Raw genomic sequence first — 24,039 nt, 5'->3', positions numbered from 1 at the left:
TCATGTTCAACCGCTTCGAGCGCGCGGTGGCGGGGCGCTATCTGCGCGCCCGTCGCGGGGAACGTTTCGTTTCCATCATCGCGATATTTTCCCTGATCGGTATCGCGCTCGGCGTCGCGACGCTGATCATCGTCATGGCCGTGATGAACGGGTTCAGGGCCGATCTGATGGGGCGCGTGCTCGGTCTGAACGGCGATCTCAATATCTTCAGTGCTGGCCACAGCATTCCGAATTATCAGGATGATGTCGTCGCCATTCGCGGGGTGAAGAATGTCACCCGCGTGACGCCCATGGCCGAAGGCACGGTTCTGATCGATGCCGGAAACTATTCCACCGGCGGCGTGGTGCGCGGCATCCTGCCGGGCGATCTGCGCGATCTGCACGCCCTGAGCGACAACATTACCGATGGTCGTCTCGAGGATTTCCGGGGTGACGATGCGATTGCCGTCGGTGCCACGCTGGCAGCGCGCGCAGGGCTCGGGATCGGCAGCAAGGTCACGCTGCTTTCGCCCAATGGCCGCGCGACCCCATTCGGAACGATGCCCCGGATCCGGGCCTATCACGTCGCACTGGTGTTCGATGCAGGCGTGAACGATTACGATACGAGCGTGATCCTGATGCCGCTCGGAGCCGCCCAGCGTTTTCTCATGATGCCGGATGCGGTCTCTCTGATCCAGGTCGCGACACGGGATCCCCTTCAGGTGCGCGATGTCACCCGCGCCATCGCCGAGCGCCTCGACGATCCGAGATTGCGCGTGATGGACTGGACGCAGAGCAATAACGCGTTTCTGGGGGCTCTGACGGTGCAGCAGAACGTCATGTTCCTGATCCTCACCCTGATCATCCTGGTGGCCGCGTTCAACGTGATCTCGTCCATGATCATGATGGTCAAGGACAAGACGCGCGACATTGCCGTGCTGCGTACCCTCGGTGCGAGCCGGGGCGCGATCATGAGGATATTCCTCATGTGCGGCGCATCGGTCGGTGTCTCCGGCACGGTGATCGGCTTCGTCATCGGCGTGGTGTTCTGCCTCAATATCGAGCGCATCCAGCATGGGGTCGAGCATCTGACCCATACCAGCCTGTTCAATCCGGAATTCTACTATCTCGAGCATCTGCCGGCCCGTCTCGTCTGGTCGCAGGTCATCGAGGTGATGGTCATGGCGCTCGCTCTGTCTTTCGTCGCGACACTTTACCCGTCCTGGAGAGCGGCCAGGACCGATCCGATCGAGGCGCTGCGTCATGAGTGAAACACCGGTTCTGTCCCTGGTCGACGTGACCCGCGCCTATCGCTCCGGCGAGGAAACGCTCGAGATCCTGCGCGGCGCCTCTCTCGACCTTCATCCCGGCGAGATCGTGGCGCTCGTGGCGCCGAGCGGGACCGGGAAATCGACCCTCCTGCATATCGCCGGGCTGCTCGAATCTCCCCAGAAGGGGCAGGTGCGCGTGGCCGGAAACGACACGGGAACGCTTTCCGACACAGCCCGAACGGCGCTGAGGCGGGACGAAATCGGTTTCGTCTATCAGTTCCATCACCTCCTCGCCGAATTCACGGCGCTGGAAAACGTGCTGTTGCCTCAATATGTCGCGGGCGTCTCACAAGCGGATGCCAGGGCGCGCGCGACGGGCCTGCTGCACCGTTTCGGTCTCGGGCATCGTCTGGGCAATCTGCCGGGCAAGCTGTCCGGAGGAGAGAAGCAGCGCGTTGCGATCGCCCGGGCTCTGGCCAATCGGCCCAGGCTCCTGCTGGCCGACGAGCCGACCGGCAATCTCGATATCCACACCTCCGACGCGGTTTTCGAGGAGCTGCTTCTGGCCGTGCGGGGCGAGGGGGTGGGCGCTCTGATCGCCACGCATAACGAGGCTCTCGCCGCGCGGATGGATCGGGTGGTCACGCTGAGCGAGGGGCGTATCGTCGCGCGTTGATCCGGAGCCTGCTTCCCGATCCGCGCGCAGCCGGGGGCAGGAGCCGATGCCCGACCGGACTCGGCCCGAGCGCGGTTCCGATGATGGCTCCGCTTTCCTTTCGACACGGTTGTCTCGTGCGGTATCGAGAAGAAAGGGATGTCGGGCAGGAGCGGCTCTGATACATCTGTCTGCATGTCTCATGCCTCCTTCGTCCATCTCCGCAACCATTCTGCCTATTCGCTGAGTCAGGGGGCGATCCGTATTCCGGATCTCGTGGCGCTCGCAGCCGATTGCGCCATGCCCGCGGTCGCCTTGACCGATACGGGCAATCTGTTCGGTGCGCTCGAGTTCTCGCAATATTGCTCGGGCAAGGGCGTCCAGCCGATCATCGGCTGCCAGCTCTCCCTCCCGCCACATGGCGACAAGCCCGGTCTTCCGGCCGAACCTCTGGTGGCCCTGGCCCGCAACGAGACCGGCCTCGCCAATCTGCAGTTTCTCTCTTCCGAAGGCTTTCTCAAGGGCGATCCGTCGGACCCGACCATCGCGCTCGAAACGCTCTGCTCCCATGCCGACGGGCTTTTCCTGCTCACCGGCGGGACGCGCGGCCCGCTTTTCCGGCGCCTTGCAGAGGGGCAGGAGGATCAGGCTCTGGCGCTGCTCCGGAGATTGCAGGACGGATTTGGCGATTACCTTGCCGTCGAGCTGCACCGTCATGGACTTGCGGAGGAACGCGCGGTCGAACCCGGGATGATTGCAGCGGCGGACCGTCTCGGCATACCGCTCGTCGCCACGAATGAGTGCTTTTTCGCGCGCCCGGCGATGCATGAGGCGCATGACGCGCTTCTCTGCATCGCGCAGGGACGTACCATGGCCGAACAGGAGCGATGGCGCGTCACCCCCGAACACTGGTTCAAATCCCCGGACGCCATGCGGGCGCTTTTTGCCGATCTGCCGGAGGCCTGCGACAACACGCTCGCGATCGCGCGGCATTGCGCGGTGAAGGTCTCTACCCGGCCGCCTCTCCTGCCGGTCTGCCCGAAGGTCAATGAGGGCGCGACCGAGGAGGAAACCCTCCGTTCGATGTCGAAAGAGGGGCTCGTGCGACGCCTCGATCGCATGGATGCCGATGCCGACACCCGCAAACGCTATGAAGAGCGCCTCGAGATGGAGCTCGGCATCATCGTGCGCATGGGGTTTCCCGGTTACTTCCTGATCGTGGCCGATTTCATCCAGTGGGCGAAGGAACACGATATTCCCGTCGGGCCGGGACGCGGCTCGGGGGCAGGCTCTCTCGTCGCCTGGGCGCTGACCATCACCGATATCGATCCATTGCCCTTCAATCTTCTGTTCGAGCGTTTTCTCAATCCGGAACGCGTCTCGATGCCCGATTTCGATATCGATTTCTGTCAGGACCGGCGCGACGAGGTCATCCGTTATGTGCGGACCGAATATGGCGGCGAGCGCGTGGCGCAGATCATCACCTTCGGCAAGCTGCAGGCCCGCGCCGCCGTGCGCGATGTGGGCCGTGTGCTCGGCCTGCCTTTCGGTATGGTCAACCGGGTGGCGGAACTGATTCCGAACAACCCGGCCAAGCCCGTCACCCTCAAACAGGCCATCGACGGCGAGCCGCGCCTGCAGGAGATGCGCGATAATGACGAGGCGCTGCGTCGCCTGATGGAAATCGCGCTCCAGCTCGAAGGGCTTTTCCGGCACGCCTCCACCCATGCTGCGGGTGTGGTGATCGGCGATCGCGATCTGGTCGAGCTCGTTCCGCTCTATCGCGATCCGAAGAGCGACATGCTGGTCACGCAATACAACATGAAGTTCGTCGAGCAGGCGGGGCTCGTCAAATTCGACTTCCTCGGGCTCACGACGCTCACCATTCTCAAGCGCGGGATCAATTTCATCGCCCAGCAGGGTGTCGAGGTCGATCTCGCCGCCTTGCCTCTGGACGATGCCGCCACATACGAAATGCTCGCGCGCGGCGATGCGGGCGGGGTGTTCCAGTTCGAAGGCGCGGGCATGCGCGACGTGCTCAAGCAGATGCGTCCGACCAGACTCGAGGATCTGATCGCTGCGGTGGCTCTCTATCGTCCGGGGCCGATGGCCAATATCCCCGATTACTGCGCGCGCAAACACGGCGCCTCCTGGGAGCCGCCCCATGAGGAGATCCGCGATATCCTGTCCGAGACCTATGGCATCATGGTCTATCAGGAGCAGGTCATGCAGATCGCGCAGAAAATGGCCGGGTACAGCCTCGGTGGCGCCGATCTGCTGCGTCGCGCCATGGGCAAGAAGATCCGCGCCGAGATGGACACGCAGCGCGAGATCTTCGTCAAGGGTGCGACCGGACGCGGGATCACCCCCGAGAAAGCCGCCGAGGTATTCGACCTCATGGCGCGTTTTGCCGATTACGGATTCAATAAATCCCACGCTGCCGCCTATGCGCTCGTGTCGTATCAGACGGCCTGGATGAAGGCGAATTATCCGGTTGCCTTCCTTGCCGGCTGCATGTCGCTCGCGCGCGAAAAAACGGACAAGCTCGCCTCGCTCTGTCAGGAGGCGCGCCGGATGAAGATCGCGGTGCTGCCGGTGGATATCAATCGCTCCGAGGCCGATTTCACGCTCGAGCGACAGGCCGATGGCAGCTGGGCCATACGCTATGCGCTGGCCGCGGTAAAAAGGGTCGGATTCAGCGCGATGCAGGCGATTGTCGATGCGCGCGGCGACAGGCCGTTCACGAGTCTTGCCGATCTCGCGGCGCGATGCGATGCGCGGCAGCTCAACAAGATCCAGATCGAGAATCTTGCCAAGGCAGGGGCTTTCGATTCCCTCGATATTCCAAGGCATGTCGTTTTCGCCAGCGCGGATATCATCATGCGCCGCGCGCAATCCGAGGCGCAGGAAGCCGCCTCGGGCCAGATCGGATTGTTCGGTGCCTCGGCCGAGCCAGAGGAACTCCGCCTTGCGGAAGCCGAGTACTGGCCCGAGTTCGAACGCCTCGCGGCCGAGGCGGAGGCCATCGGCTTCCATATGTCGGCGCATCCTCTGGATGCCTATCGTGCCGTGCTCAAGCGCGCCAATGTTCTGACGTCCCAGAACCTCATGACGGCTGCCGAAAACGGCTCGTACCGGGTGCGCATCGCAGGCTGTGTGGTCGACAGGAAGGAGCGCCCGACGAAGAGCGGCAGCAAGATGGCATGGGTGCGCCTTTCGGATTCGACAGGCGGCTGCGAAGTCACGCTGTTTTCTGAGGTGTTGTCCCGTTGCCGGGATCTCCTCGTGGCCGGGCAGGCAGTCATGGTGACGGCGGATCTGAAGCTCGAGGGGGACGCGTTGCGAATCACCGCGAGCGATGTGACCGATCTGGAAAAGGCCGCCGCACAGGAAAGCGGGGAGATGCGGATCTGGATAAGCGAGGCCTCAGCCGTGACCCGGGTGCGCGACCTTATCAGCAGCCAGGGCAAAGGACGGGGCAAGATCGTGCTCGTGCCAGCGGTGGATGAAACCAAGGCGATCGAGGTGACGCTCAGCGGCTATTTCCCGGTGACGCCGCGCCTTGGCGAGCAGTTGCGCACCATCAGAGGCGTTTCGCGCATCGATCATATCTGAAGCGTTGCGCGATCCGGATATCCGGACGGATCGCCCTACGTTTCCCGTTTCCCGTTTTCTGGCCTGGGGGGGCGCGTCGTATCGCGCGTCCCGGAAATACCGGGCCGTTCCCGACCCGGTAAGGTGGCGGGCCGCAAAGCCCCTGCCACCGTCTGTCTCGCTCAGAAAGAAAGACAGATCTTGCCGAAATGGCGGTTGCTTTCCTGATAGCGGAATGCCGGTACGATCTCGTCGAGGGCGAAGGACCGGTCGATTACCGGGCGCATCTCGCCATGGGCGTCGAGGGCGCGGATCATGTCGATCTGGTTTTCGCGGCTTCCGACGAGCACGCCCTGCAGGCGGAACTGTTTGAGCAGCATCGGCACGAGTTCGAGCGAGGCGGATACGCCGCTCAGGATTCCGATCGTGCCGATATGGCCCCCGACCCGGACCGCCTCCATGGATTGTGCCAGAGAAGCCGGGCCGCCAACCTCGACGATATGATCGACACCGCGCCCTCCGGTCAGCTCCCAGGCCGTGCGGCCCCATTCCGGATTGCCTCGGTAGTTGATCAGATGATCGGCCCCGAGCCGGGCGAGGCGCTCGAGTTTTTCGTCACTGGAGGAGGTCGCGATCACGGTCGCCCCGGCCATCTTGGCGAATTGCAGGGCAAAGACGGACACGCCGCCGGTCCCCTGGACCAGAACGGTGCTGGAAGGCGAGACCCGATCATCGACAAAGAGCGAACGCCAGGCGGTCAGACCGGCTGTGGTCAGCGTTGCGGCCTCGGCGTGGCTCCAGTTCTTCGGCGCATGCGTGAAGGCGTTTGCCGATGCTGTCACTTCCTCGCGCGCATAGCCGTCGATACCGTCGCCGGGCACCGACGAAAAACCGATCACCTCGGGACGACCTGAAAGCCATGTCGGGAAAAACGTGCTGACTACGCGGTCGCCCGGCTTGAATTCGGTGACAGCGCTTCCCGTTTCCACGACTTCCCCGGCGCCATCCGCCATGGGGATCCGCGGCGTGGTGGGCGCCCACATCCCGCTCACGACGGCATAATCGTGATAATTGAGCGAAGACGCATGAAGCCGTATCCGTATCTCGTCCGGACCTGGCGCCCTTCCATCGATTTCGCGGAGATGGATATTCCCGAAGCCGCCGGGTGGGGTGATGACCATTGCCTTGACCATGAGACGCTCTCGCTCCCTGATGTTTCGATGAAAGTCGAAATAGTGACGTGACCCGCCGGGTTCAAGAACGTAAACGCGACCGCTCCGACGGAGGATCCGTTTCATCGGGTTCATCATCCGGTCAGAAGGATGCCGGCTGGCTGGATGCTTCGTTTTCCACGGCAGCCGTCAAATCCCGGGCGGTGGGACAGGGCATTCCGTGAGGCATCCCGGTATGTCCAGCCAAGGATCCTCGCGCGGCATTCGCCCCGGTTTCCGATCATTCAATCATTCAATTGATTCATCGGAAACCGGGATGTAGAAAACAGCCCATGATCGATTTCACGAGCATGGCGCAATGCGCCGCAGCGATGTCCCATCCCCACAGACTGAAACTGCTGAACGTGCTGGAGAGCGGCGGTTGCAGCGTCGAGGCTCTGGCTGCGAATGCCGGGCTTTCCATGGCCAATGCGTCGCGGCACTTGCAGATTCTGAGAAGAGCCTTTCTTGTCGATGCCGCTCGCGAGGGAAAGAACGTGATCTACACCCTGAGAAACAGGGCGATCTATGGCAATCTGATTGGTGCTCTGGCGGCGGCTCAGGGTGAGCTCGATGCCGCGATGGACGATCTGAAGACGGATTATCTGCAGGCGCCTGAAAAGCTCGAACCCATTGCGCGCGAGGAACTGCTTTCGCGGCTCCGAAAAGGCGAAGTGACCTTGATCGACGTGCGTGCGGCGGCGGAATTCGAAATCGGCCACATCGAAGGGGCCTTGAATCTGCCGCTTGCGGATCTCCGTCGGCGCCTCGCTCTCATACCGGGCAATCGGGAGATCGTCGCCTATTGCCGCGGACCGCATTGCGTCCTCTCGCGGCAGGCTGTCCTCATCCTGCAGCATTACGGTTTCCGGGCGAGGAGGCTGGCGCCTGATTCCGGCGGCTCTCCCGGTCATTTTGCGTCTCCGGCTTCGTCATGACGGGGCCAGATCAGAAACGCTCTGACCAGATACGATCGGACCAGACGCGGGACGGGCGTTCCGTGCTGACGGCGAGCATCGTCTCGCTCGCCATGTCGATGGGTGTCGGACGCTTCGCTTTTACGCCACTCATGCCGATCATGATACGCGATGGCAGCTTGAGTCTTCATGGCGGAAGTACGCTCGCCAGTGCCAATTATATCGGATATCTGCTCGGCGCGATGCTCTGCATGGGGCTTCCCCGCCATTGGTCCAGTGCGCCGATCATCCGTTGGGGCCTCGTATCGACCAGTCTGCTGACCCTTGCGATGGCAATGGACGACATGATCGTCTGGATCGCTCTGCGTTTTATCGGCGGTATCGTCAGTGCGGTCGTTCTGATCCATACGACGCGCTGGTGTCTCGCGCGGCTGGAGCCGATGGGCCGGGCCCGCGAGGGAAGCATCATGTTTACCGGAGTGGGACTCGGGATCGCACTCTCGGGTCTGGCGGTTTCGGGCCTGACCCGTCTCGGGCTCGATGCACAGCAGGGTTGGGTCGTTTTCGGCGTGACAGCCGCTCTGATGACGGCTCTGGTCTGGGGGCGCTTCGAGGAGCCCGGTCCGGATCCGCTCGGGCAGCATGGGACGCAGTACCGTTCGCAGCAGTTTCAGGGTCATGAGGCAGTGGGCCGGGATGGAGAGGTGCGCCAGCGCGTTGACGATCTGGCCGGTCTGCCCGATCTTGCGGCTCCGCGACGGGACAGCCCGGGCGAGATGGCGCTTTTCGCTTTTGCGTATGGCCTGTCCGGGTTCGGTTACATCGTCACGGCAACATTCCTGCCGATTATCGCCGGGCGGACTCTTCCGCCCGCGGATTCGGGCTGGATCGACATGTTCTGGCCGGGTTTCGGTGCAGCTGCCGTCATCGGATCGGTCATGGTCGCGCGGGTGAGAGACGATCGACCCACGTATCGCACTTGCCGTATGCTATCTGATGGAAGGGGCTGGCGTATGCGGCGGTCTGATTGTCCCATCCGTGACCGGTTTTCTCATAAGCAGCGCTCTGGCCGGATTGCCTTTCAACGTCATCAATTTCCATGCCATGCGCGAGGTGGCCCGCCTGCGCCCGCTCCACGCGGCGCGCTATATGGGACTGCTCACGGCGCTGTTCAGCATCGGACAGATCTGCGGTCCTTTTCTTGTCTCGACCCTCGTCCATGTCATGGCGTCCGAGACCCGCGGTCTGGTCCTGTCTCTCGTGATCGCAGGCGGAGCCCTGCTGGTTGGCGCAGGGCTCTATGTCCTCATTCGCATCCTCTGGCCTGTCGAGGCGGTACTGGGGAGCAGCGAGATGCGGGCAGCGCTCCGACACAGGCGGGAAGAAGGGAGAGTTTCATGAGTCCGGTTCTGGCCTTTTCACTGTTCGTCGGGATCGGCTCGACAGTGGCGCTCGATTTATGGGCTCGTCTCGTCGAGGCTGTCACCGCGCGCCCGGCAACCTCATGGCCTGCCGTCGGCCGCCGGCTCATGGGTCTCGCAGAGGGGCAATTCGTTCTGGATCGCAGCGATAAAGCCGCATATTCCCTTCTCGAGGCAGTTTGCGGCTGGGGGTTCCATTATGCTGTCGGTATCGCCTACGCGCTGATCATCGCGCTTCTATGGGGCCATGTCGTATTCAGGACGCCGACATTTCCGCCCTTTCTCATAATCGGCGTAGGGCTGAGCACCGTGCTCGGGCTGGTCATTCTCATGCCTGCTATGGGAGGCGGCATTCTTGCGCTGCGCACAGCGTCCCCCATGACGTCGATATGCCTGATCCTTCTCGCGCATGGTATCTTCGCCTGTTCCCAATACGGGCTGGCGCGGCTGCTCGCTTTCCTCTCCCTTTCGTGTCGTGCGTGACCGGACTCTGTCGTTGCCTGGGTGTCCCGAAGATTCATGCCCCCGAAAACCCGGCTGTCGGAGGGGGCATACGACGCAATGTTATCGGGAGCTCGCTCGCCCCGGGGCCCGGGTCCCGAATACGCCCGCGGGGAGGGTGGCAATCGATGCCGCCAGCGTCCCGTTTGCGCTTCCTTCTTGCCTTTTGAGCCAAAAAAGGCGATACCGCGCCGGTCTGCTTCCCCTGAAGGCGATCCCGGAAGGGAAGGAGGCAATTCGCACGTATGACGTCAGACCCTCTGGTGCCCGCGAAAGCGCGCAATGTCATACGGAGGCACAACCAGAAGAACAGGAATTTGCATCATGGCGATGCCTGAATTCACCATGCGTCAGCTGCTCGAAGCCGGCGTTCACTTCGGTCACCACACGCGTCGCTGGAACCCGGCGATGGCACCGTATCTGTTCGGTGTCCGCAACCAGGTTCACATCATCGACCTGCAGCAGACCGTCCCGATGCTCGATCGCGCCCTTCAGGCCGTTCGCAACACGGTGGCCGGTGGCGGCCGCGTGCTGTTCGTCGGCACCAAGCGCGCTGCTGCCGAGCATGTGGCCGAAGCCGCGACCCGTTGCGGTCAGTACTATGTCAACCATCGTTGGCTCGGCGGCATGCTGACCAACTGGAAGACCATCACGGGTTCGATCAAGCGTCTGCGCCAGATCGATGAGATGCTCTCCGGCGACACGCATGGTCTGACGAAGAAGGAAATCCTCGACATCACCCGCGACCGTGAGAAGCTCGAGCGTTCGCTCGGCGGCATCAAGGAAATGGGCGGCCTTCCGGACATCCTGTTCGTGATCGACACGAACAAGGAGAAGCTGGCGGTCGAGGAAGCCAACAAGCTCGGTATTCCGGTCGTTGCGGTGCTCGACAGCAACTCGAACCCGGCTGGCGTGACCTACCCGATCCCGGGCAATGACGACGCGATCCGTGCGATCACCACCTATTGCGACCTGGTCGCTCAGGCGGTTCTGGATGGCATCTCGGCGGAAATGGCGGCTTCTGGCGCCGATTTCGGTTCGGCTGAGGAACTGCCGGTCGAGACCGTCGTCGTGGAAGAGACCGCGGCGGAAGCTCCGGCTGAAGCCTGAAATGCGGGTGGGAGATCGTGAGGTCTCCCCTGCATTCGAAATTTTCTGGCGTGCCCGGCTGAAAGGCCGCGGCGCGCCGTTTCGTTCCTGAAGGAGTTTGGAACATGGCGGAAATCACAGCTGCCCTCGTTCGTGACCTGCGCGAGAAGACGGGCGCCGGCATGATGGACTGCAAAAAGGCCCTCACGGAATCTGCGGGCGACATGGATGCGGCGATCGACTGGCTGCGTGCCAAGGGCCTGTCCCAGGCTGCCAAGAAATCCGGCCGCACCACCGCCGAAGGTCTCGTGGCCGTTGCTTCGGGCAAGAACCGCGCTGCCATGGTGGAAGTGAATGCCGAGACCGATTTCGTCGGTCGTAACGAGGCGTTCCAGAATTTCGTCGAAGCCGTTGCCCATGCAGCCCTCGAGGCCGGCGACAATCTCGAGATCCTGTCCCAGGCGAAACTGCCGAGCGGTCGTACGGTTGCCGAAGAGATGACCCATCTCATCGCGACGATCGGCGAGAACATGTCGCTGCGTCGCGCCAAGGTGCTGACGGTTCCGTCGGGCGTGGTCGCCAGCTATGTCCATGGCGCGCTGCGTCCGGGCATCGGCAAGATCGGCGTGCTCGCAGCGGTCGAGGCACCTTCCGAGTCCGACGCGCTCCTGACCCTGGGTCGCCAGATCGGCATGCATGTCGCAGCCACCCGTCCGGTAGCGCTCGAGATCGCCAGCGTCGATCCGGAAGCGCTCGAGCGCGAGCGTCAGGTTCTGGTCGAGCAGGCCCGCGAATCCGGCAAGCCGGAAGCCATCATCGAAAAGATGATCGAAGGCCGTATCCGCAAGTTCTACGAAGAAGTCGTTCTTCTGGAGCAGGTCTGGGTGCATGATGGCGAGACGCGCGTTGCGAAGGTCGTCGAGAAGGCCGGTGCGAAGCTCATCGCTTTCGACCGCTTCCAGCTCGGTGAAGGCATCGAGAAGGAAACCAGCGACTTTGCTGCCGAGGTTGCCGCTGCTGCGGGCGCCTGATCGCCAGACAAAGTCAGGCGCATGAATTTCGAATGCGCCGCGATCGTCCTCTCCGCGCGCCGCTATGGCGAGGGAGGGGCGATCGCCCATCTCTTCACTGAAGAGTACGGCAGGATTGCAGGGCTGGTGCGTGGCGGTTCGTCGCGACGCCAGTCCGCACTCTGGCAACCCGGCAATATCGTTCTGGCCCGTCATGCTGCCAGACTCCCCGATCAGCTCGGCCATCTCAGCGGCGAACCGGTTCAGGAAACGGCCGTGCGTGTGCTGGACAGGCCGCTCCAGCTGGCCCTTGTGCATGCCGCGACCGAGCTTGCCGATGCGGCCCTGCCGGACCGGGAAGCCCATCCCGATTTCTTTCTCAGAACGATCAGGGATCTGACCTCGTTCTGCGTTCTGGTCGATCCCCCGCCGGTTGGCGAATATATCCGCTGGGAGGCAGCGCTTCTCTCGGCACTCGGCTATGGGCTCAGTCTCTCTTCCTGCGCGGTGACGGGCGAAACCGGCGATCTCCGCTTCGTTTCGCCGCGCACCGGGCGCGCGGTGAGTCTCTCCGGGGCAGGCGACTGGAAAGACAGGCTTCTGCCTCTTCCGGCCTTTCTGGCGAGAGATGACGAGAGTCTTTTGTCAGAGGCGACGCCCGAAGACTGGCTCCATGGTCTCGATCTGACCGGACATTTCCTCTCCCGGGATCTGTTCGGCGTGCGGCATCGTCCGGTTCCCGATGCCCGGGCGCGCCTGCGATCGCGCATCGCCGGGCTCATCCATCCGCCGGAATGAAAGCAGCGCATCGAACAGGACATGCGGCAGCGTAAGCGCCGCCAGCAGCTGAAACGTGACGGCGATCAGCCGCGTCTCCCTCTCTCCTGCAAATTCCGGCCAGATGGCCGCACCGATCAGAAGGGCGCCGATCGTAAGCGGCAGCGCATGGAGGAGGATTGCTCCGAAGCTGCCAAGGCGGGGCCAGCATCGATCCAGCACAAGCGCGTGCATGTGACGCGATGCGTGGATGAAGACGAAGTAGAGCATGAAACCGGGCAGGGGCGGAAAGGCGAGAAAGACAAGGAAAATGACCGCAAGCTCGGTGAAATCGCGTCTTCCGAGGCGATCGTTCCCCCAAAACGAGGCGAGAGCGAAGCAGGCCAGCCAGAACGGCGCGAGCGATATGAGCCAGAGCGGGGGCGCATCGAGTGTGACGGGGGCGATCATGGCGCTCAGCAATGAGGCTGTCTCGGTCGGTCTGAGAAGCGCCGGAAACAGGAGAGGTGCCGCGCCGAACAGGAACACACGCGCAAGGCGTGAAGACGATCCGCAGGCTTCCCGGCCGAAATGATAGAGGGATATCGCGAGAAAGCCGGAGAGGGTCGCCCGCGGCCAGGCATGAAAGAGAAGAAGTACGGCGGCGACCAGAGCGAGATAGGGCAGGGCGAAGACCGCAAACCAGACCCGCCCATAGCGCCCGAACATGAGCGTTCGCGCCATTTCCCCGTCGAGCGCGCCGTGAGGCAGGCCGAACAGGAGGATCGTCGCAAGCATCGCGACGATATCGTTCGTCGCGATGCTGAAAAACGCACAAGCCGAGGCGACCGCCCAATAGGTCGCCTCCGCGCCGGATACCGACCCCATCCAGCCGGGGAGCCGTGTCCCGGACCGGGTCATGTCACGCGCGTTCCAGCTTCCTGTCATCCGACAGGCTGAGGAAGCCGAATGCTACCTTGGCGAGAACATCGGTGATCGCGATCACCAGCACGCTTACGGAATCGGCCACGAGACCGAGGCCGTCAGGGGAGATGGCGAGAATGACCGGATAGACCATCCACAGGACGGAAAGGATCGTCGCGCTGCGCTTGTAGGCGCTCTGGACTTCGGCGCTCTCCTTTCTGTTCGCTTCCATCTGGGAGACCCAGATAACGTAATAGACGCCGAGAAACGCAACACAGGAGAGAATGAACCAGATCCAGCGGCTGACGACGTTTTCGGACGCGCTGAAGGCGAAGGCGGTCACGATCATCAGGACATCCGCCGTCACGGCACCGAGCAGGAGATCGGCTCTCTTGCGACCCTGCAACATGCCGAGGCAGCCGAGCGAGACCAGCAGCAGGGGCGTTGTGAAGACCCAGTCGATATAGCGTCCGAACCAGAAGATGCGGGTCGTGTTGGCCGCGCCGGCAAGGGTCGCATCGGTCGGGAGAAGCACGGCGCCCTGGCCCGTCGCCATGGCGACATAAAGACATCCGGCGATGATGGGCACGATGCCGTGCGCCAGACTCATCACGCCTTCCGTCTCGTTGCGTCTCTTGCCCATGAACAGAAGCGCCGTACCACCGGCAAACATGATCAGCGCAGTGATCCAGAGGACAGATTCGGTCATTTTCGCTCACTTTTCGGTAGAGGTGAGTCTGCTGAACGGGAGCTGACATAAAAAGTTGTAAATCTGCCGTAATATAATCGTTATTTTATGACCCGGTTTGCATCCCTCGACATTCGCTCGCGATGCGATCATCCCGCCGGCGCCTGGGGCTGTCTCTGCCTGAGCGTCCATCCTGTGCGAGATGGGAGGCGTATCGTCCGGGCCGGTTCCGACAAGAACAAAAACGGGGTATTCGCACTGGACACGCCCCGGCAGGGCGCTTTATCTGCCCCCAGACGAAAGGGGATCGGAAGAGTCACGACATGGCAGGACATATCGAGGATACCCGGCTCGCGGATGCATTGAGCGAGCGTTACATTGCCTATGCCATGTCCACGATCATGGCGCGCTCCCTTCCCGATGTGCGCGACGGCATGAAGCCCGTGCATCGCCGCATTCTCTATGCGATGCGCCAGCTCAAGCTCGATCCGGGTGCCGGATTCAAGAAATGCGCGCGCGTGGTCGGTGACGTGATCGGCAAGTTCCATCCGCATGGCGATGCCGCCGTCTATGAGGCTCTGGTGCGCCTCGCCCAGGATTTCGCGGTCCGGTATCCTCTGGTGGAAGGGCAGGGTAATTTCGGGTCGATCGACGGCGATAATGCCGCGGCCATGCGCTATACCGAATCCCGTCTGACGGCGGTCGCCAGAGCGTTGCTGGAGGGGATCGAGGATGACGCGGTCGATTTCCGGCCGACCTACGATAACGAGGATTCCGAACCGGTCGTGCTGCCCGGTGCCTTTCCGAATCTTCTGGCCAACGGGGCTGCGGGCATCGCCGTCGGAATGGCCACCAGCATCCCGCCGCATAATGCTGCCGAGATCTGCCGTGCCGCCCGTCATCTGATCGACGAGCCGGAGGCATCGGTCGAGACGCTTCTCACCTTCCTTCCCGGGCCGGATTTTCCCACGGGTGGCGTTCTGATCGAGGACCGGCAGTCCATCATTGCCGCCTATGAGACGGGCCGGGGCAGTTTCCGTACCCGGGCGCGCTGGACGGTCGAGCAGGGGCGTTTCGGCACCTGGACCGTCATCGTCACCGAGATACCCTATCAGGTTCAGAAATCCCGTCTGATCGAGCAGATCGCCGAGCTGATGGAGCAGAAGAAGCTCCCTCTTCTCGCGGATATACGCGACGAAAGCACGACGGATATCCGGCTCGTCATCGAGCCGAAGAACAAGACGGTCGAGCCCGGGATCCTGATGGAGACGCTGTTCCGGGTGACCGCGCTGGAAAGCCGGTTCAGCCTGAACATGAACGTGCTCGATGCCCAGTGCGTGCCACGCGTCATGGGGCTGCGCGAGGTCATTCGCGCCTGGCTCGATCACCGCGAGGTCGTTCTCGTCCGTCGTTCCCGCCACCGGCTCGGCGCGGTCGAGCGGCGGCTCGAGATTCTCGAGGGGTTTCTCGCGGTCTATCTCAATCTCGACGAGGTCATCCGGATCATCCGGGAGAGCGACGAACCGAAGGCCGCGCTCATGCAGGCCTTCTCCCTGTCGGACCTGCAGGCGGAATATGTTCTGAACATGCGCCTGCGTTCGCTTCGCAGGCTGGAGGAAATCGAGATCCGCAAGGAACGCGACGCGTTGCTGAAGGAAAAATCGGGTCTGGAGGGTCTGCTCGCGAGCGAGAGAAAACGCTGGACCCGGATCGGCAAGGAACTGGACGCCACGGCGAAGACTTTCGGCGAGGGCGTGCTCGGCGCGCGTCGTACCGAGATCTCGGTACCCCCTTCTCCGGTCGATCTCTCCTCGGCCATCCAGATCGAGCGCGAACCCCTGACGGTGCTTCTCTCGAGGGAAGGCTGGGTGCGTGCCATCAAGGGACATAATCTCGATCCGGAGACGCATCGCTTCAAGGAAGGGGACGCTGCCGGAACGTCTCTCGAGTGCCAGAGCACCGACAGGCTCTGTCTCATGGCCAGCGGTGGCAGGGTCTTCACCCTCAAGGCCGCCGATCTCCCGCGGGGACGGGGCTTCGGTCAGCCGATCCGCATCCTTGCCGATCTTCCGCAGGACGAGGATATCGTCTCGTTCCTCGTTCTGGACGAGGACGGCCGTCATCTCCTCGCAACCGAGGCCGGGCGTGGCATGATTGTCCGCAATGCGGATATGGCGGCGGAAAAACGCACCGGAAAGCAGGTGCTCAATCTTCGCGAAGGCGATCGCGCGGCCTTCTGCGTGGCGGTCGAAGGCGACCGGGTTCTTGCACTGGGGAGCAACCGCAAGGCGCTGTGCTTCGCGCTCGATCAGCTTCCGGAAATGACCCGGGGGCTCGGGGTTGCGATCCAGAAACTGCCTGTCGGAGCGAGACTGCTCGATCTGCGGTGTTTTTCTGCCGAAGAAGGGCTTGTCTGGCATACGGGCCAGAAACCGCGCGCGCAGAACGATCTTGCTGTGATCACGGGCAAGCGCGGAGACCAGGGCAAGGCGGCACCGCAATGGATGACGCGCAAGGCTGCCACGAAAGCCTGAGGGGCATCTGCCGATAGCCGCCTGTAGCTGCCCGCCTGTAGCTGACCGCGTAGGACCGGCGGGAGGAGGCGGGCGGCGCGGTGTCAGATGAGGGGCGTGTCGGGGGCACGTTCCGGATCGGGCGTTTCGGACAAACGCTTCCACAGGCCGTTGCGCAGGATCTCGGCCGGAGCGAAGCGGGATTTGTAAGCCATCTTGCGACTGCCCGGTACCCAGTAGCCGAGATAGAGGAAGTTCCTGCCGCGCCGGTTCGTCTCCTCGATCAGCCAGAGGATCGAGGCCGTTCCGTAGGAGCGTTTCGGCTCGGACAGGGAATAGAACGTATAGACCGCCGATAATCCGTCGGAGAGATGATCGACGAGCGAAACGCAGACCAGACGGCCCTCTTCGTTGCGGAATTCGAACAGGCTCGTCTCGACCGGGCTCGTTTCGATCATGGTCTGATAATCGTCGAGTCCCATCAGCGCCATGTCGCCATCGCCATGGCGGCTCTCCTGATAGAGCCGGAACAGGGCATATTGTTCCCCGGTCGCAATATTGGGACGTTCCGCAACCCGCAGATCGCCATGGCTGCGCCGGATCCGTCGCATGGTCCGATCGGGCAGGAAAGCCGCAACCGGAATCCGGATCGGTATGCAGGACTGGCAGTGGCTGCAGACGGGCGCATAGACGATGCCGTGGCTGCGCCTGAACCCGGCACGCGAGAGCCGGTCATGCAGCATGTCGGCCTCGCTGCCGAGCAGCTCCGTCATGACCTTGCGCTCGAGTCGCCCCGGCAGATACGGGCAGGGCGAGGGATCGGTCGTGTAGAAAAGCTGCGGACGATGTGACGACATGACCACCCTTTCTCTCCCTCACGCCCGGAAATTGCCCCGAGACCGCCCCGAGACTGCCTCGAGACCGCATGATGCTGAAATCGCACCGCGCCCAAATCGCCAGCTTCTCATATTTTACGATCGTTTCCGCGCATACAAGATGCCGCAGTTTGTTTTTTGCCCGGAAGGGCTTCGAATACGTTAACGTCCCGGATGATGTCTTTCGATCTGACTTATGCCGATTACGGTCTAGCCGCACTGAGAGGGTCTCTCGCTCTCGCCGTCACGCTTCATGTTCTGAGAACGAAACAGAATACGGCGGCGAGCGCAGGGTGGATCGGTGTGGCCTGGCTGATGCCGATCTTCGGTGCGCTCGTCTATGTCATGTTCGGCGTCAATCGCGTTCGACGTCTGGCGCGCCGTCTCGTCAGCGACCACCGATGGAACGGGCGCGGACACGCGCTGCAAGCGCGGCATCAGGTCGAGGGGCAGTTCGCGCCGCTGGCACGGATGGTCGGCACCCTGACCGAGCGCCCGCTGCTCGGGGGCAATGTCGTGACCTGCCTTCATGATGGCGATAACATCTATCCGAGCATGCTCGAGGAGATCGCCACGGCGCGCAGCTCGATCCTGCTCTGCTCCTATATCTTCCGCGCCGACAGGATCGGCCTTGCCTTCGTCGAGGCCCTGTCCGCGGCGAGGGATCGGGGCGTCATCGTGCGCGTGCTCGTCGATGGCATAGGGGGCGGCTATTTCCGCAGCGGAATCGTGAAAGCGCTGCGTCGGCACGATATTCCGTGTCGCCGGTTCATGCATTCTCTCCTGCCATGGAAGATGCCGTTCATCAATCTGCGCAATCATCGCAAGATACTCGTCATCGACGGGCGATGCGGCTTCATGGGCGGATTGAATATCGGGGAGGAAAATCTCCAGCGTCTGCGGATCAAGCATCCGGTTGCGGATACGCATTTCCGGCTCGAGGGGCCCGTCGTCCATCAGCTGACCGAGGCTTTCGCGCGTGACTGGTCCTTTACGACAGGAGAGGAACTCGATGGGGAGGTCTTCTTTCCGTCATTGTCCCGATGCGGCGAGGTCCCGGCCCGCGTCGTGACCTCGGGGCCGGATAACGATCTGGAAAAGATCGAATTCACGATGCTTCAGAGCATCGCCCTGGCAAGGCGATCCGTGAGACTCATGACCCCCTATTTCCTGCCCAACGAGCGGATGGTCTCGGAACTCTGTCTGGCTGCCCTCAGAGGGGTTTCGATCGACATCATCCTGCCCGGCAGCAGCAATCACAGGCTCATCGACTGGGCGCGCGACGCGGGTCTGGCGCCGTTTCTGGCGGCCGGATGCCGGATCTGGCTCGCGAGCCCGCCCTTCAATCATGCGAAGCTGCTTGTCGTGGACGATGCCTGGTCGTTCGTCGGAAGCAGCAATATCGATGCCCGCAGCCTGAGGCTGAATTTCGAGATCAATCTCGAGATCTACGGGGAAGAAACGGCCTCGCGTCTGGCTGCGTTCATGGACCGCCATCGTTCGGGCCGTCTGACCCATCACGATCTCGACAGCGTGCGTCCCTGGCGTGCCTTGCGCAATGCATCGGTGCGCCTGTTCATGCCCTATCTCTGATCCTCTCTCCGTCGGGCATCCTGTTCCGGGGGAACCCGCTCCTGAGGGTCCTGTCGCGCAGTCTCTGGAACATGGGGCGATGTCTGTCCGGCGCTTCGAGCCGTAGCGTGACGCTGATGGGATGATGATCCGAGCTCCTGCTCGGCATGACCGCCCGGTCAAGCGGGGTCATGCCCCGAACGAGACAGCGATCGATACGGATCGGGAGCATGTCCGCCATGCGATGCGTCGCCTGACGCGGGCCGACATCGCGAAAACCAGGCAGCATCGTCGGGCCGACGAGGTTGAAATCCCCCATGACGAGCGCATGAGGCCGAAGCATCGGGGCGATCCGGCGAAGTTGTCTGCGATTGAGGATCTGTCCGTGTGACAGATGGACATTCGCGATGGAAAAAGAGCCGAAATCGATCAGCTGCGCCGTACGACGAACCATGAGGCCCGAGGGGAGCGTGCAGGATACGGGCGCGCGCGCAAAGGGAAACCGGCTCCAGCAGGCGGTGCCATGGATCCGGTCGGGCAGGGGGATGCGGGCGTAATGCCCGCCCAGAATCTCAGGGAGACGATCGAAGGCGCCAACCGCCTCCTGCATCAGGAAGATATCGGGTCGTACGGCGCGGGCCAGCTCGACCACCTCGTCGAGCGGGGCACCGACCACACGCAGGAGGTTCCAGCTGAGGATCCGGAAGCTCTGGCCCAGTCCCGGAACCGGCGCGTCCGGCATGGGGGAGGAAGAGGGAATATCCGCAGAGGGAAGGCTCATGGCAGCATTTTCTTTTCGGTCTGATACGCCCCACGTGCGAATTCCGTGGTCAGGGTATAGCCGACGCCGAGCAGGACCGGGCCCAGGAAGATCCCGAGACCTCCGAGCGTGACCACGCCCCCGAGAACGCCGAGTACGGTAAGGAGATAGGGAAGCTGGGCGCCGCGCGCAATGAAGGCGGGGCGAATGATGTGATCGGCGCCGGAGATGAACACGATCCCGTATCCGGCGAGGAACAATCCCCAGCCGAGATGATGATGGAGCGCGAGCCAGATCGCGGCCGGCGCCCATACCAGCGGCGCCCCGATGGGAAAGACCGCGACGAAGGCAGCGACACCGCCGAGCAGGACCGGCGCCGGAACGCCGGAGATCCAGAATCCGATGGCGGTCAGCACGCCCTGAACGATCGCGGTGCCCAGAATGCCGTAAACGGTCCCCCGGATGACGCCACCGATGATGGTGATGAGACGCTCGGCGTAGCCGCCCGTGATCCGGGTCAGCACCGCCATGATCACCCGCCCGAGGGAATCCCCGCTGATCCAGAAGAACAGGGCGATGAAAAGCGCCATGACCAGTTCGGCGATGCCGCTTGCCATCTGCATCAGGGCCTTGAGGGCAAAATGCGCGATCTGTCCCGCATAGGGATGCAGGGCCTCGCCCAGACCGCGTACGTCGTGGCTCCAGTGCAGATAGGCACTGGAAAGCTGCGGGCCGAAGGCAGGCAAGGAGGTCAGCCAGGACGGTGGCGGGTGAGATCGCCCGAGGGCTTCGATCTCGCTGTTGATACCCCCGATGATGAGCGGCAGATCGGCAATGCCCGTGGAGGTCAGGAGAGCGAGCGGCATGACGATGGCCACGGCACTGCCGAGCATCATGATGACGGCGGCGATGGAGGGCCGCATATGCCGACGCAACCGCTTGAACAGCGGCCATGTCGTGAAGGTCAGGATCGCCCCCCACAGAATGGCCGAAAGAAAGGGCCAGAGCACGACGCCGCAGCCATAGGCCACACCGACGAGAAGCAACCCCAGCATGATACGTTCGGTCGTCACGAAATCTCCCGTAGCCTCCCCTGGCGCCAGTTGACCAGACGGTCCGGATGCCTGCTATCGTGCGGCTCCCGACCCGTTCTTGCAAGGCCAGTTCATGAACGCCCCAAATCCTCCCCCGTTCGGGAGAGTGGTCTTCCCGGTGCGAGGAGAGATTTCCCCCGCTTGCGGTTCTCCGGGCGATTGTTTGCCCGGGAGACATTCCGCAGGATTCATCCCGACCGGAGAAGACGGCCCGTAACAGGCGGCCTCCGGGAGAAACCTTCCCCACCTTTCATCCGATTTCATCCCGGGCCGGATCGCGTCCGGAAAACACGAGGCAGGAGCTCAGACGCAGTGGAAAACGCCATATCGCAGGTAACCTCGGGCTGGAGGCGTCTGTCCTCGCTTCTCGTGCAGGGGGGGCGTCCCGAAATCGTCCCGACCGAGGGAGGGTTCGTCAACGCGCCCGTCTCCCGCGGTTCGACGGTCCTGTTTCCGTCCCTCGCGGCCATGAAGGCGCAGGGTCAGCGCAGCCACGAACACGAGCTGATCTACGGGGCGATGGGGACACCGGTCCAGCACGAGCTCGAGCGTGTCATCGCCCAGATCGAAGGAGGGTCCCACAGTCAGGTCGTCTCTTCCGGTCTGGCCGCCTGTACCCTGCCTCTGCTGGCGTTCCTGAATACGGGCGATCATCTTCTTCTGCCCGATTCGGTATACGGTCCCACGCGGCGCTTTGCCGATACCATGCTCGCGCGTCTCGGGATCGAGACGACCTATTACCCGCCCCTGGCCGATGCCGGAACGCTGGAGGGTCTGATGCGCGAGCGGACGCGCGTGGTCTTTGCCGAGAGCCCGGGAAGCCACACATTCGAGGTGCAGGATGTTCCGATGCTCTCCCGCGTCGCCCATGCGCATGGCGCGATCCTGATGCTCGACAATACCTGGGGCATCGGCATTTTTCGCCCCTTTCTTCATGGAGTCGATATCTCCATCCAGGCACTGACCAAATACCCCGCCGGGCATTCGGACGTGATTGCCGGTGCGGTGACGGTGGATGACGAGACCCTGTGGCGGACGCTGCGCGATTCGGCGATCCAGATCGGTCAGCTCGCCGGAGCCGATGAGTGCTGGCTGACCCTGCGCGGCTTGCGCAGCATGGCCGTCCGGCTCGAGCGTCAGGCGGAATCGGCGCTTGTCGTCGCGCACTGGCTGCGGGGGCGTCCGGAGGTCGCGCGGGTTCTGCATCCGGCTTTCGACGAATGCCCCGGTCACGCGTTCTGGCTCCGGGATTTCGAGGGGGCGAGTTCGCTTTTCGGCGTCGAGTTGCGCAGCGATATCTCCGTCGCCGCGATGCAGGACATGATCGATGCGCTCGCGATGTTCGGGATCGGCGCCTCATGGGGCGGGTATGAAAGCCTCGTGCTTCCGACGACGGGCGGCGTGCGGCGCAGCATTCCGGGCGGAATGCCGGAGGGGCCGAGTTTCCGTCTGCATATAGGCCTTGAAAACCCGGACGACCTCATTGCCGATCTCGAAGGGGGGCTCGAGGTGCTGCGCGCCTCGAGTGCCGGGTAAAAGCGACGCCCGGCAGGAGGTTTTCTCTCTCCCGACCGCGCGCTCTGCGAATATTCCTGCCGGATGTCTCTGCCGTACGTCTCTGCCGAACAAGACCGGCGGAGGCCGGCCGGGGGGAGATTACCTCATCCTGAAGCCCAGCGCCTCACGGATATGAGCGGTGTCGACCTCGGACGCGCCTGCGAGATCCGCGATGGTTCGCGATACCCGCATCACGCGGGTGAGGCCACGGGCCGAGAGCCGCAGCCGGTCCCCCGCTTCGGTCACCACATCGCGCGCCGCCCCGGTCAGGGCAATGGTTGTGGCATCGACCGTGGCATTCGTGCGCCCCTGTCTCTCCATCTGTCGGGTGCGTGCGGCGAGCACCCGCGCCCTGACCGGCGCGCTCGCCTCGCCCTCCGGCGTTGCGACCATCTCGACCGGCGAGACCGGGGTGACGAACAGCGACAGGTCGATCCGGTCGAGCATGGGGCCGGAGAGACGCGCCAGATAATCCTCACCGCATTGCGGAGCCTTGCGGCAGGCCCTAGCCGGATCGCCCAGATAGCCGCACCGACAGGGATTCATCGCGGCGACGAGCTGGAAGCGGGACGGATAGAGCACGCTCTGGCGCGCGCGCGCCACCGTGATCGTTCCCGTCTCCACAGGCTGGCGCAGGGATTCGAGGCAGACCCTGCTGAATTCGGGCAGCTCGTCGAGGAACAGGACGCCGTTATGGGCCAGGCTGACCTCGCCCGGACGGGCTTTCGCTCCGCCTCCCACAAGAGCGGGGGGACTCGTGGAATGATGGGGCGCACGGAACGGGGGATGGGTCACGAGCGTGCTGCCCGTGGCCTGCCCGCCCAGACTGTGGATCCGGCTGCATTCGAGTATCTGGGTATGGGTGAGAGGCGGGAGCAGGGAGGGGAGACATTGCGCGAGCATCGATTTGCCAGCGCCGGGCGGCCCGCTCAGCAGGAGGGAGTGCTGACCCGCCGCCGCGATTTCGAGCGCCCGTCGTCCCATCGCGAGGCCTCGCACCGCAGCGAGATCCGCAAGCTGGGGAGGGGGCGGAACGGGCATCAGTTCCGGCGGCTCCAGAACGTGGTCGCCGTTGAAATGGGCAAGAAGCGCGTGCAGGCTCTCGGGCGCGAGAATGTCGAGTATGTCGCTCGCCCAGCGCGCTTCCTGCGCCTGCGCCCTGGGGCAGATCAGACCGCTGCCGATACGCGCCGCCTCGAGAGCGGCGGAGAGGACACCCCCTGTCGCCTGGAGGCGCCCATCCAGCGAAAGCTCGCCTATTCCCGCATAGGAGCCGATGGCCTCGTGCGAGAGGATGCCCATGGCCGTCATCAGGGCGAGGGCGATCGGGAGATCGTAATGCGACCCTTCCTTGGGAAGATCGGCCGGGACGAGATTGATCAGGAGACGCTTGGGCGGCAAAGCGAGGCCGAGGGCGGAGAGCGCGGCACGCACCCGCTCGCGGGCTTCACCGACCGCCTTGTCGGGAAGACCGACGATGATGAAGGCCGGCAGCCCCTGGGAGATCTGGATCTCGACCGTGACAGGAATCGCGTCGATCCCGGCAAAGGCGAAGGTCTGGATCCGGGCAATCGATGAGGCGGAGGTTTCGGACACGGCACCAACTGCAGAGAGGAACAGGGTCTCTATTGCCTCTCATTATTGGTGCCGAG

Annotated in this window: 19 protein-coding genes and 2 pseudogenes; 13 read left to right on the top strand and 8 right to left on the bottom strand. The window is 63.2% G+C overall.

The window, feature by feature from the left end; translation table 11 throughout:
* Window positions 1-2 precede the first annotated feature (2 nt).
* The 3 genes from SSA02_RS06505 (at window position 3) to dnaE (ending at window position 5,520) form a co-directional block, all read left to right on the top strand.
* Entirely contained in the window at window positions 3-1,250 is a 1,248-nt protein-coding gene (locus SSA02_RS06505; RefSeq protein ID WP_147093229.1) for a lipoprotein-releasing ABC transporter permease subunit, read from the top strand.
* Entirely contained in the window at window positions 1,243-1,926 is a 684-nt protein-coding gene (locus tag SSA02_RS06500) for an ABC transporter ATP-binding protein (protein ID WP_147093228.1), read from the top strand. Before SSA02_RS06505 ends, SSA02_RS06500 begins: the two co-directional genes overlap by 8 nt.
* A gap of 174 nt (window positions 1,927-2,100) precedes the next feature.
* On the top strand, window positions 2,101-5,520 hold the full coding sequence (gene dnaE / locus SSA02_RS06495) for a DNA polymerase III subunit alpha (RefSeq protein ID WP_147093227.1): 3,420 nt from the start codon (window positions 2,101-2,103) through the stop codon (window positions 5,518-5,520).
* Between the two features lie 161 nt (window positions 5,521-5,681).
* Here the strand turns inward: dnaE and SSA02_RS06490 are convergent, their stop codons facing one another.
* A complete protein-coding gene (locus SSA02_RS06490) occupies window positions 5,682-6,797 on the bottom strand; it encodes a zinc-dependent alcohol dehydrogenase family protein (protein WP_246103672.1) in 1,116 nt (371 codons plus the stop codon).
* Window positions 6,798-7,003: 206 nt separating this feature from the next.
* Between SSA02_RS06490 and SSA02_RS06485 the strand changes: the two genes are divergently transcribed.
* Complete coding sequence (locus SSA02_RS06485) at window positions 7,004-7,648, top strand: ArsR/SmtB family transcription factor (protein WP_186807702.1); 645 nt, start codon at window positions 7,004-7,006, stop codon at window positions 7,646-7,648.
* 10 nt (window positions 7,649-7,658) lie between these two features.
* On the opposite strand, the gene SSA02_RS13000 is transcribed toward SSA02_RS06485, so the two are convergent.
* Window positions 7,659-7,781, bottom strand: coding sequence for a hypothetical protein (locus SSA02_RS13000; RefSeq protein WP_264884064.1), 123 nt, complete (start codon window positions 7,779-7,781; stop codon window positions 7,659-7,661).
* On the opposite strand from SSA02_RS13000, the pseudogene SSA02_RS13045 reads away from it, so the two are divergent.
* The 6 genes and pseudogenes from SSA02_RS13045 to recO form a co-directional block, all read left to right on the top strand.
* Window positions 7,741-8,586: pseudogene (locus tag SSA02_RS13045) on the top strand (YbfB/YjiJ family MFS transporter); the annotation flags it as partial. The gene SSA02_RS13000 and the pseudogene SSA02_RS13045 sit on opposite strands and share 41 nt — an antisense overlap.
* Window position 8,587: 1 nt before the next feature.
* Entirely contained in the window at window positions 8,588-9,028 is a 441-nt protein-coding gene (locus tag SSA02_RS12910; protein WP_306345083.1) for a YbfB/YjiJ family MFS transporter, read from the top strand.
* Entirely contained in the window at window positions 9,025-9,531 is a 507-nt protein-coding gene (locus SSA02_RS12905) for a DUF2938 family protein (protein ID WP_246103670.1), read from the top strand. Before SSA02_RS12910 ends, SSA02_RS12905 begins: the two co-directional genes overlap by 4 nt.
* Before the next feature lie 342 nt (window positions 9,532-9,873).
* Window positions 9,874-10,659 (top strand): 30S ribosomal protein S2, encoded by a 786-nt coding sequence (gene rpsB / locus SSA02_RS06475; protein ID WP_147093225.1) that lies wholly within the window; start codon window positions 9,874-9,876, stop codon window positions 10,657-10,659.
* Window positions 10,660-10,763: 104 nt separating this feature from the next.
* Window positions 10,764-11,669 (top strand): translation elongation factor Ts, encoded by a 906-nt coding sequence (gene tsf / locus SSA02_RS06470; RefSeq protein ID WP_147093224.1) that lies wholly within the window; start codon window positions 10,764-10,766, stop codon window positions 11,667-11,669.
* 21 nt (window positions 11,670-11,690) lie between these two features.
* Window positions 11,691-12,446: a DNA repair protein RecO gene (gene recO, locus SSA02_RS06465; RefSeq protein ID WP_147093223.1), complete on the top strand. Its 756-nt coding sequence runs from the start codon at window positions 11,691-11,693 to the stop codon at window positions 12,444-12,446.
* Window positions 12,447-12,470: 24 nt separating this feature from the next.
* Here the strand turns inward: recO and SSA02_RS12900 are convergent.
* A pseudogene (locus SSA02_RS12900) lies at window positions 12,471-13,202 on the bottom strand (Brp/Blh family beta-carotene 15,15'-dioxygenase); the annotation flags it as partial.
* Window positions 13,203-13,326: 124 nt separating this feature from the next.
* Entirely contained in the window at window positions 13,327-14,037 is a 711-nt protein-coding gene (locus SSA02_RS06455) for a bacteriorhodopsin (protein ID WP_147093221.1), read from the bottom strand.
* Between the two features lie 302 nt (window positions 14,038-14,339).
* Here SSA02_RS06455 and parC point away from each other — a divergent pair, with 302 nt between their 5' ends.
* Complete coding sequence (gene parC, locus SSA02_RS06450; protein ID WP_147093220.1) at window positions 14,340-16,550, top strand: DNA topoisomerase IV subunit A; 2,211 nt, start codon at window positions 14,340-14,342, stop codon at window positions 16,548-16,550.
* A gap of 83 nt (window positions 16,551-16,633) precedes the next feature.
* On the opposite strand, the gene SSA02_RS06445 is transcribed toward parC, so the two are convergent.
* Entirely contained in the window at window positions 16,634-17,386 is a 753-nt protein-coding gene (locus SSA02_RS06445; protein WP_147093219.1) for an arginyltransferase, read from the bottom strand.
* A 192-nt stretch (window positions 17,387-17,578) separates the two neighbouring features.
* On the opposite strand from SSA02_RS06445, the gene SSA02_RS06440 reads away from it, so the two are divergent.
* Entirely contained in the window at window positions 17,579-18,997 is a 1,419-nt protein-coding gene (locus SSA02_RS06440) for a phospholipase D-like domain-containing protein (RefSeq protein WP_186807700.1), read from the top strand.
* Here SSA02_RS06440 and SSA02_RS06435 read toward each other — a convergent pair.
* Together SSA02_RS06435 and SSA02_RS06430 are read right to left on the bottom strand one after the other, a co-directional pair.
* Complete coding sequence (locus SSA02_RS06435; RefSeq protein WP_147093218.1) at window positions 18,981-19,757, bottom strand: endonuclease/exonuclease/phosphatase family protein; 777 nt, start codon at window positions 19,755-19,757, stop codon at window positions 18,981-18,983. The two genes, SSA02_RS06440 and SSA02_RS06435, sit on opposite strands and share 17 nt — an antisense overlap.
* Window positions 19,754-20,809, bottom strand: a complete 1,056-nt coding sequence (locus SSA02_RS06430; protein ID WP_147093217.1) for an AI-2E family transporter — start codon at window positions 20,807-20,809, stop codon at window positions 19,754-19,756. Before SSA02_RS06430 ends, SSA02_RS06435 begins: the two co-directional genes overlap by 4 nt.
* A gap of 333 nt (window positions 20,810-21,142) precedes the next feature.
* Here SSA02_RS06430 and metC point away from each other — a divergent pair, with 333 nt between their 5' ends.
* Window positions 21,143-22,366, top strand: a complete 1,224-nt coding sequence (gene metC, locus SSA02_RS06425; protein ID WP_147093216.1) for a cystathionine beta-lyase — start codon at window positions 21,143-21,145, stop codon at window positions 22,364-22,366.
* 120 nt (window positions 22,367-22,486) lie between these two features.
* Here metC and SSA02_RS06420 read toward each other — a convergent pair whose 3' ends face one another.
* A complete protein-coding gene (locus SSA02_RS06420) occupies window positions 22,487-23,983 on the bottom strand; it encodes a YifB family Mg chelatase-like AAA ATPase (RefSeq protein ID WP_147093215.1) in 1,497 nt (498 codons plus the stop codon).
* Window positions 23,984-24,039 lie beyond the last annotated feature (56 nt).

This window comes from Swaminathania salitolerans, assembly GCF_007988945.1.
Lineage (GTDB): Bacteria > Pseudomonadota > Alphaproteobacteria > Acetobacterales > Acetobacteraceae > Swaminathania > Swaminathania salitolerans.
The sequence above is the reverse complement of the archived record's forward strand: the minus strand, read 5'-3'. Positions and strand labels throughout refer to the sequence as shown.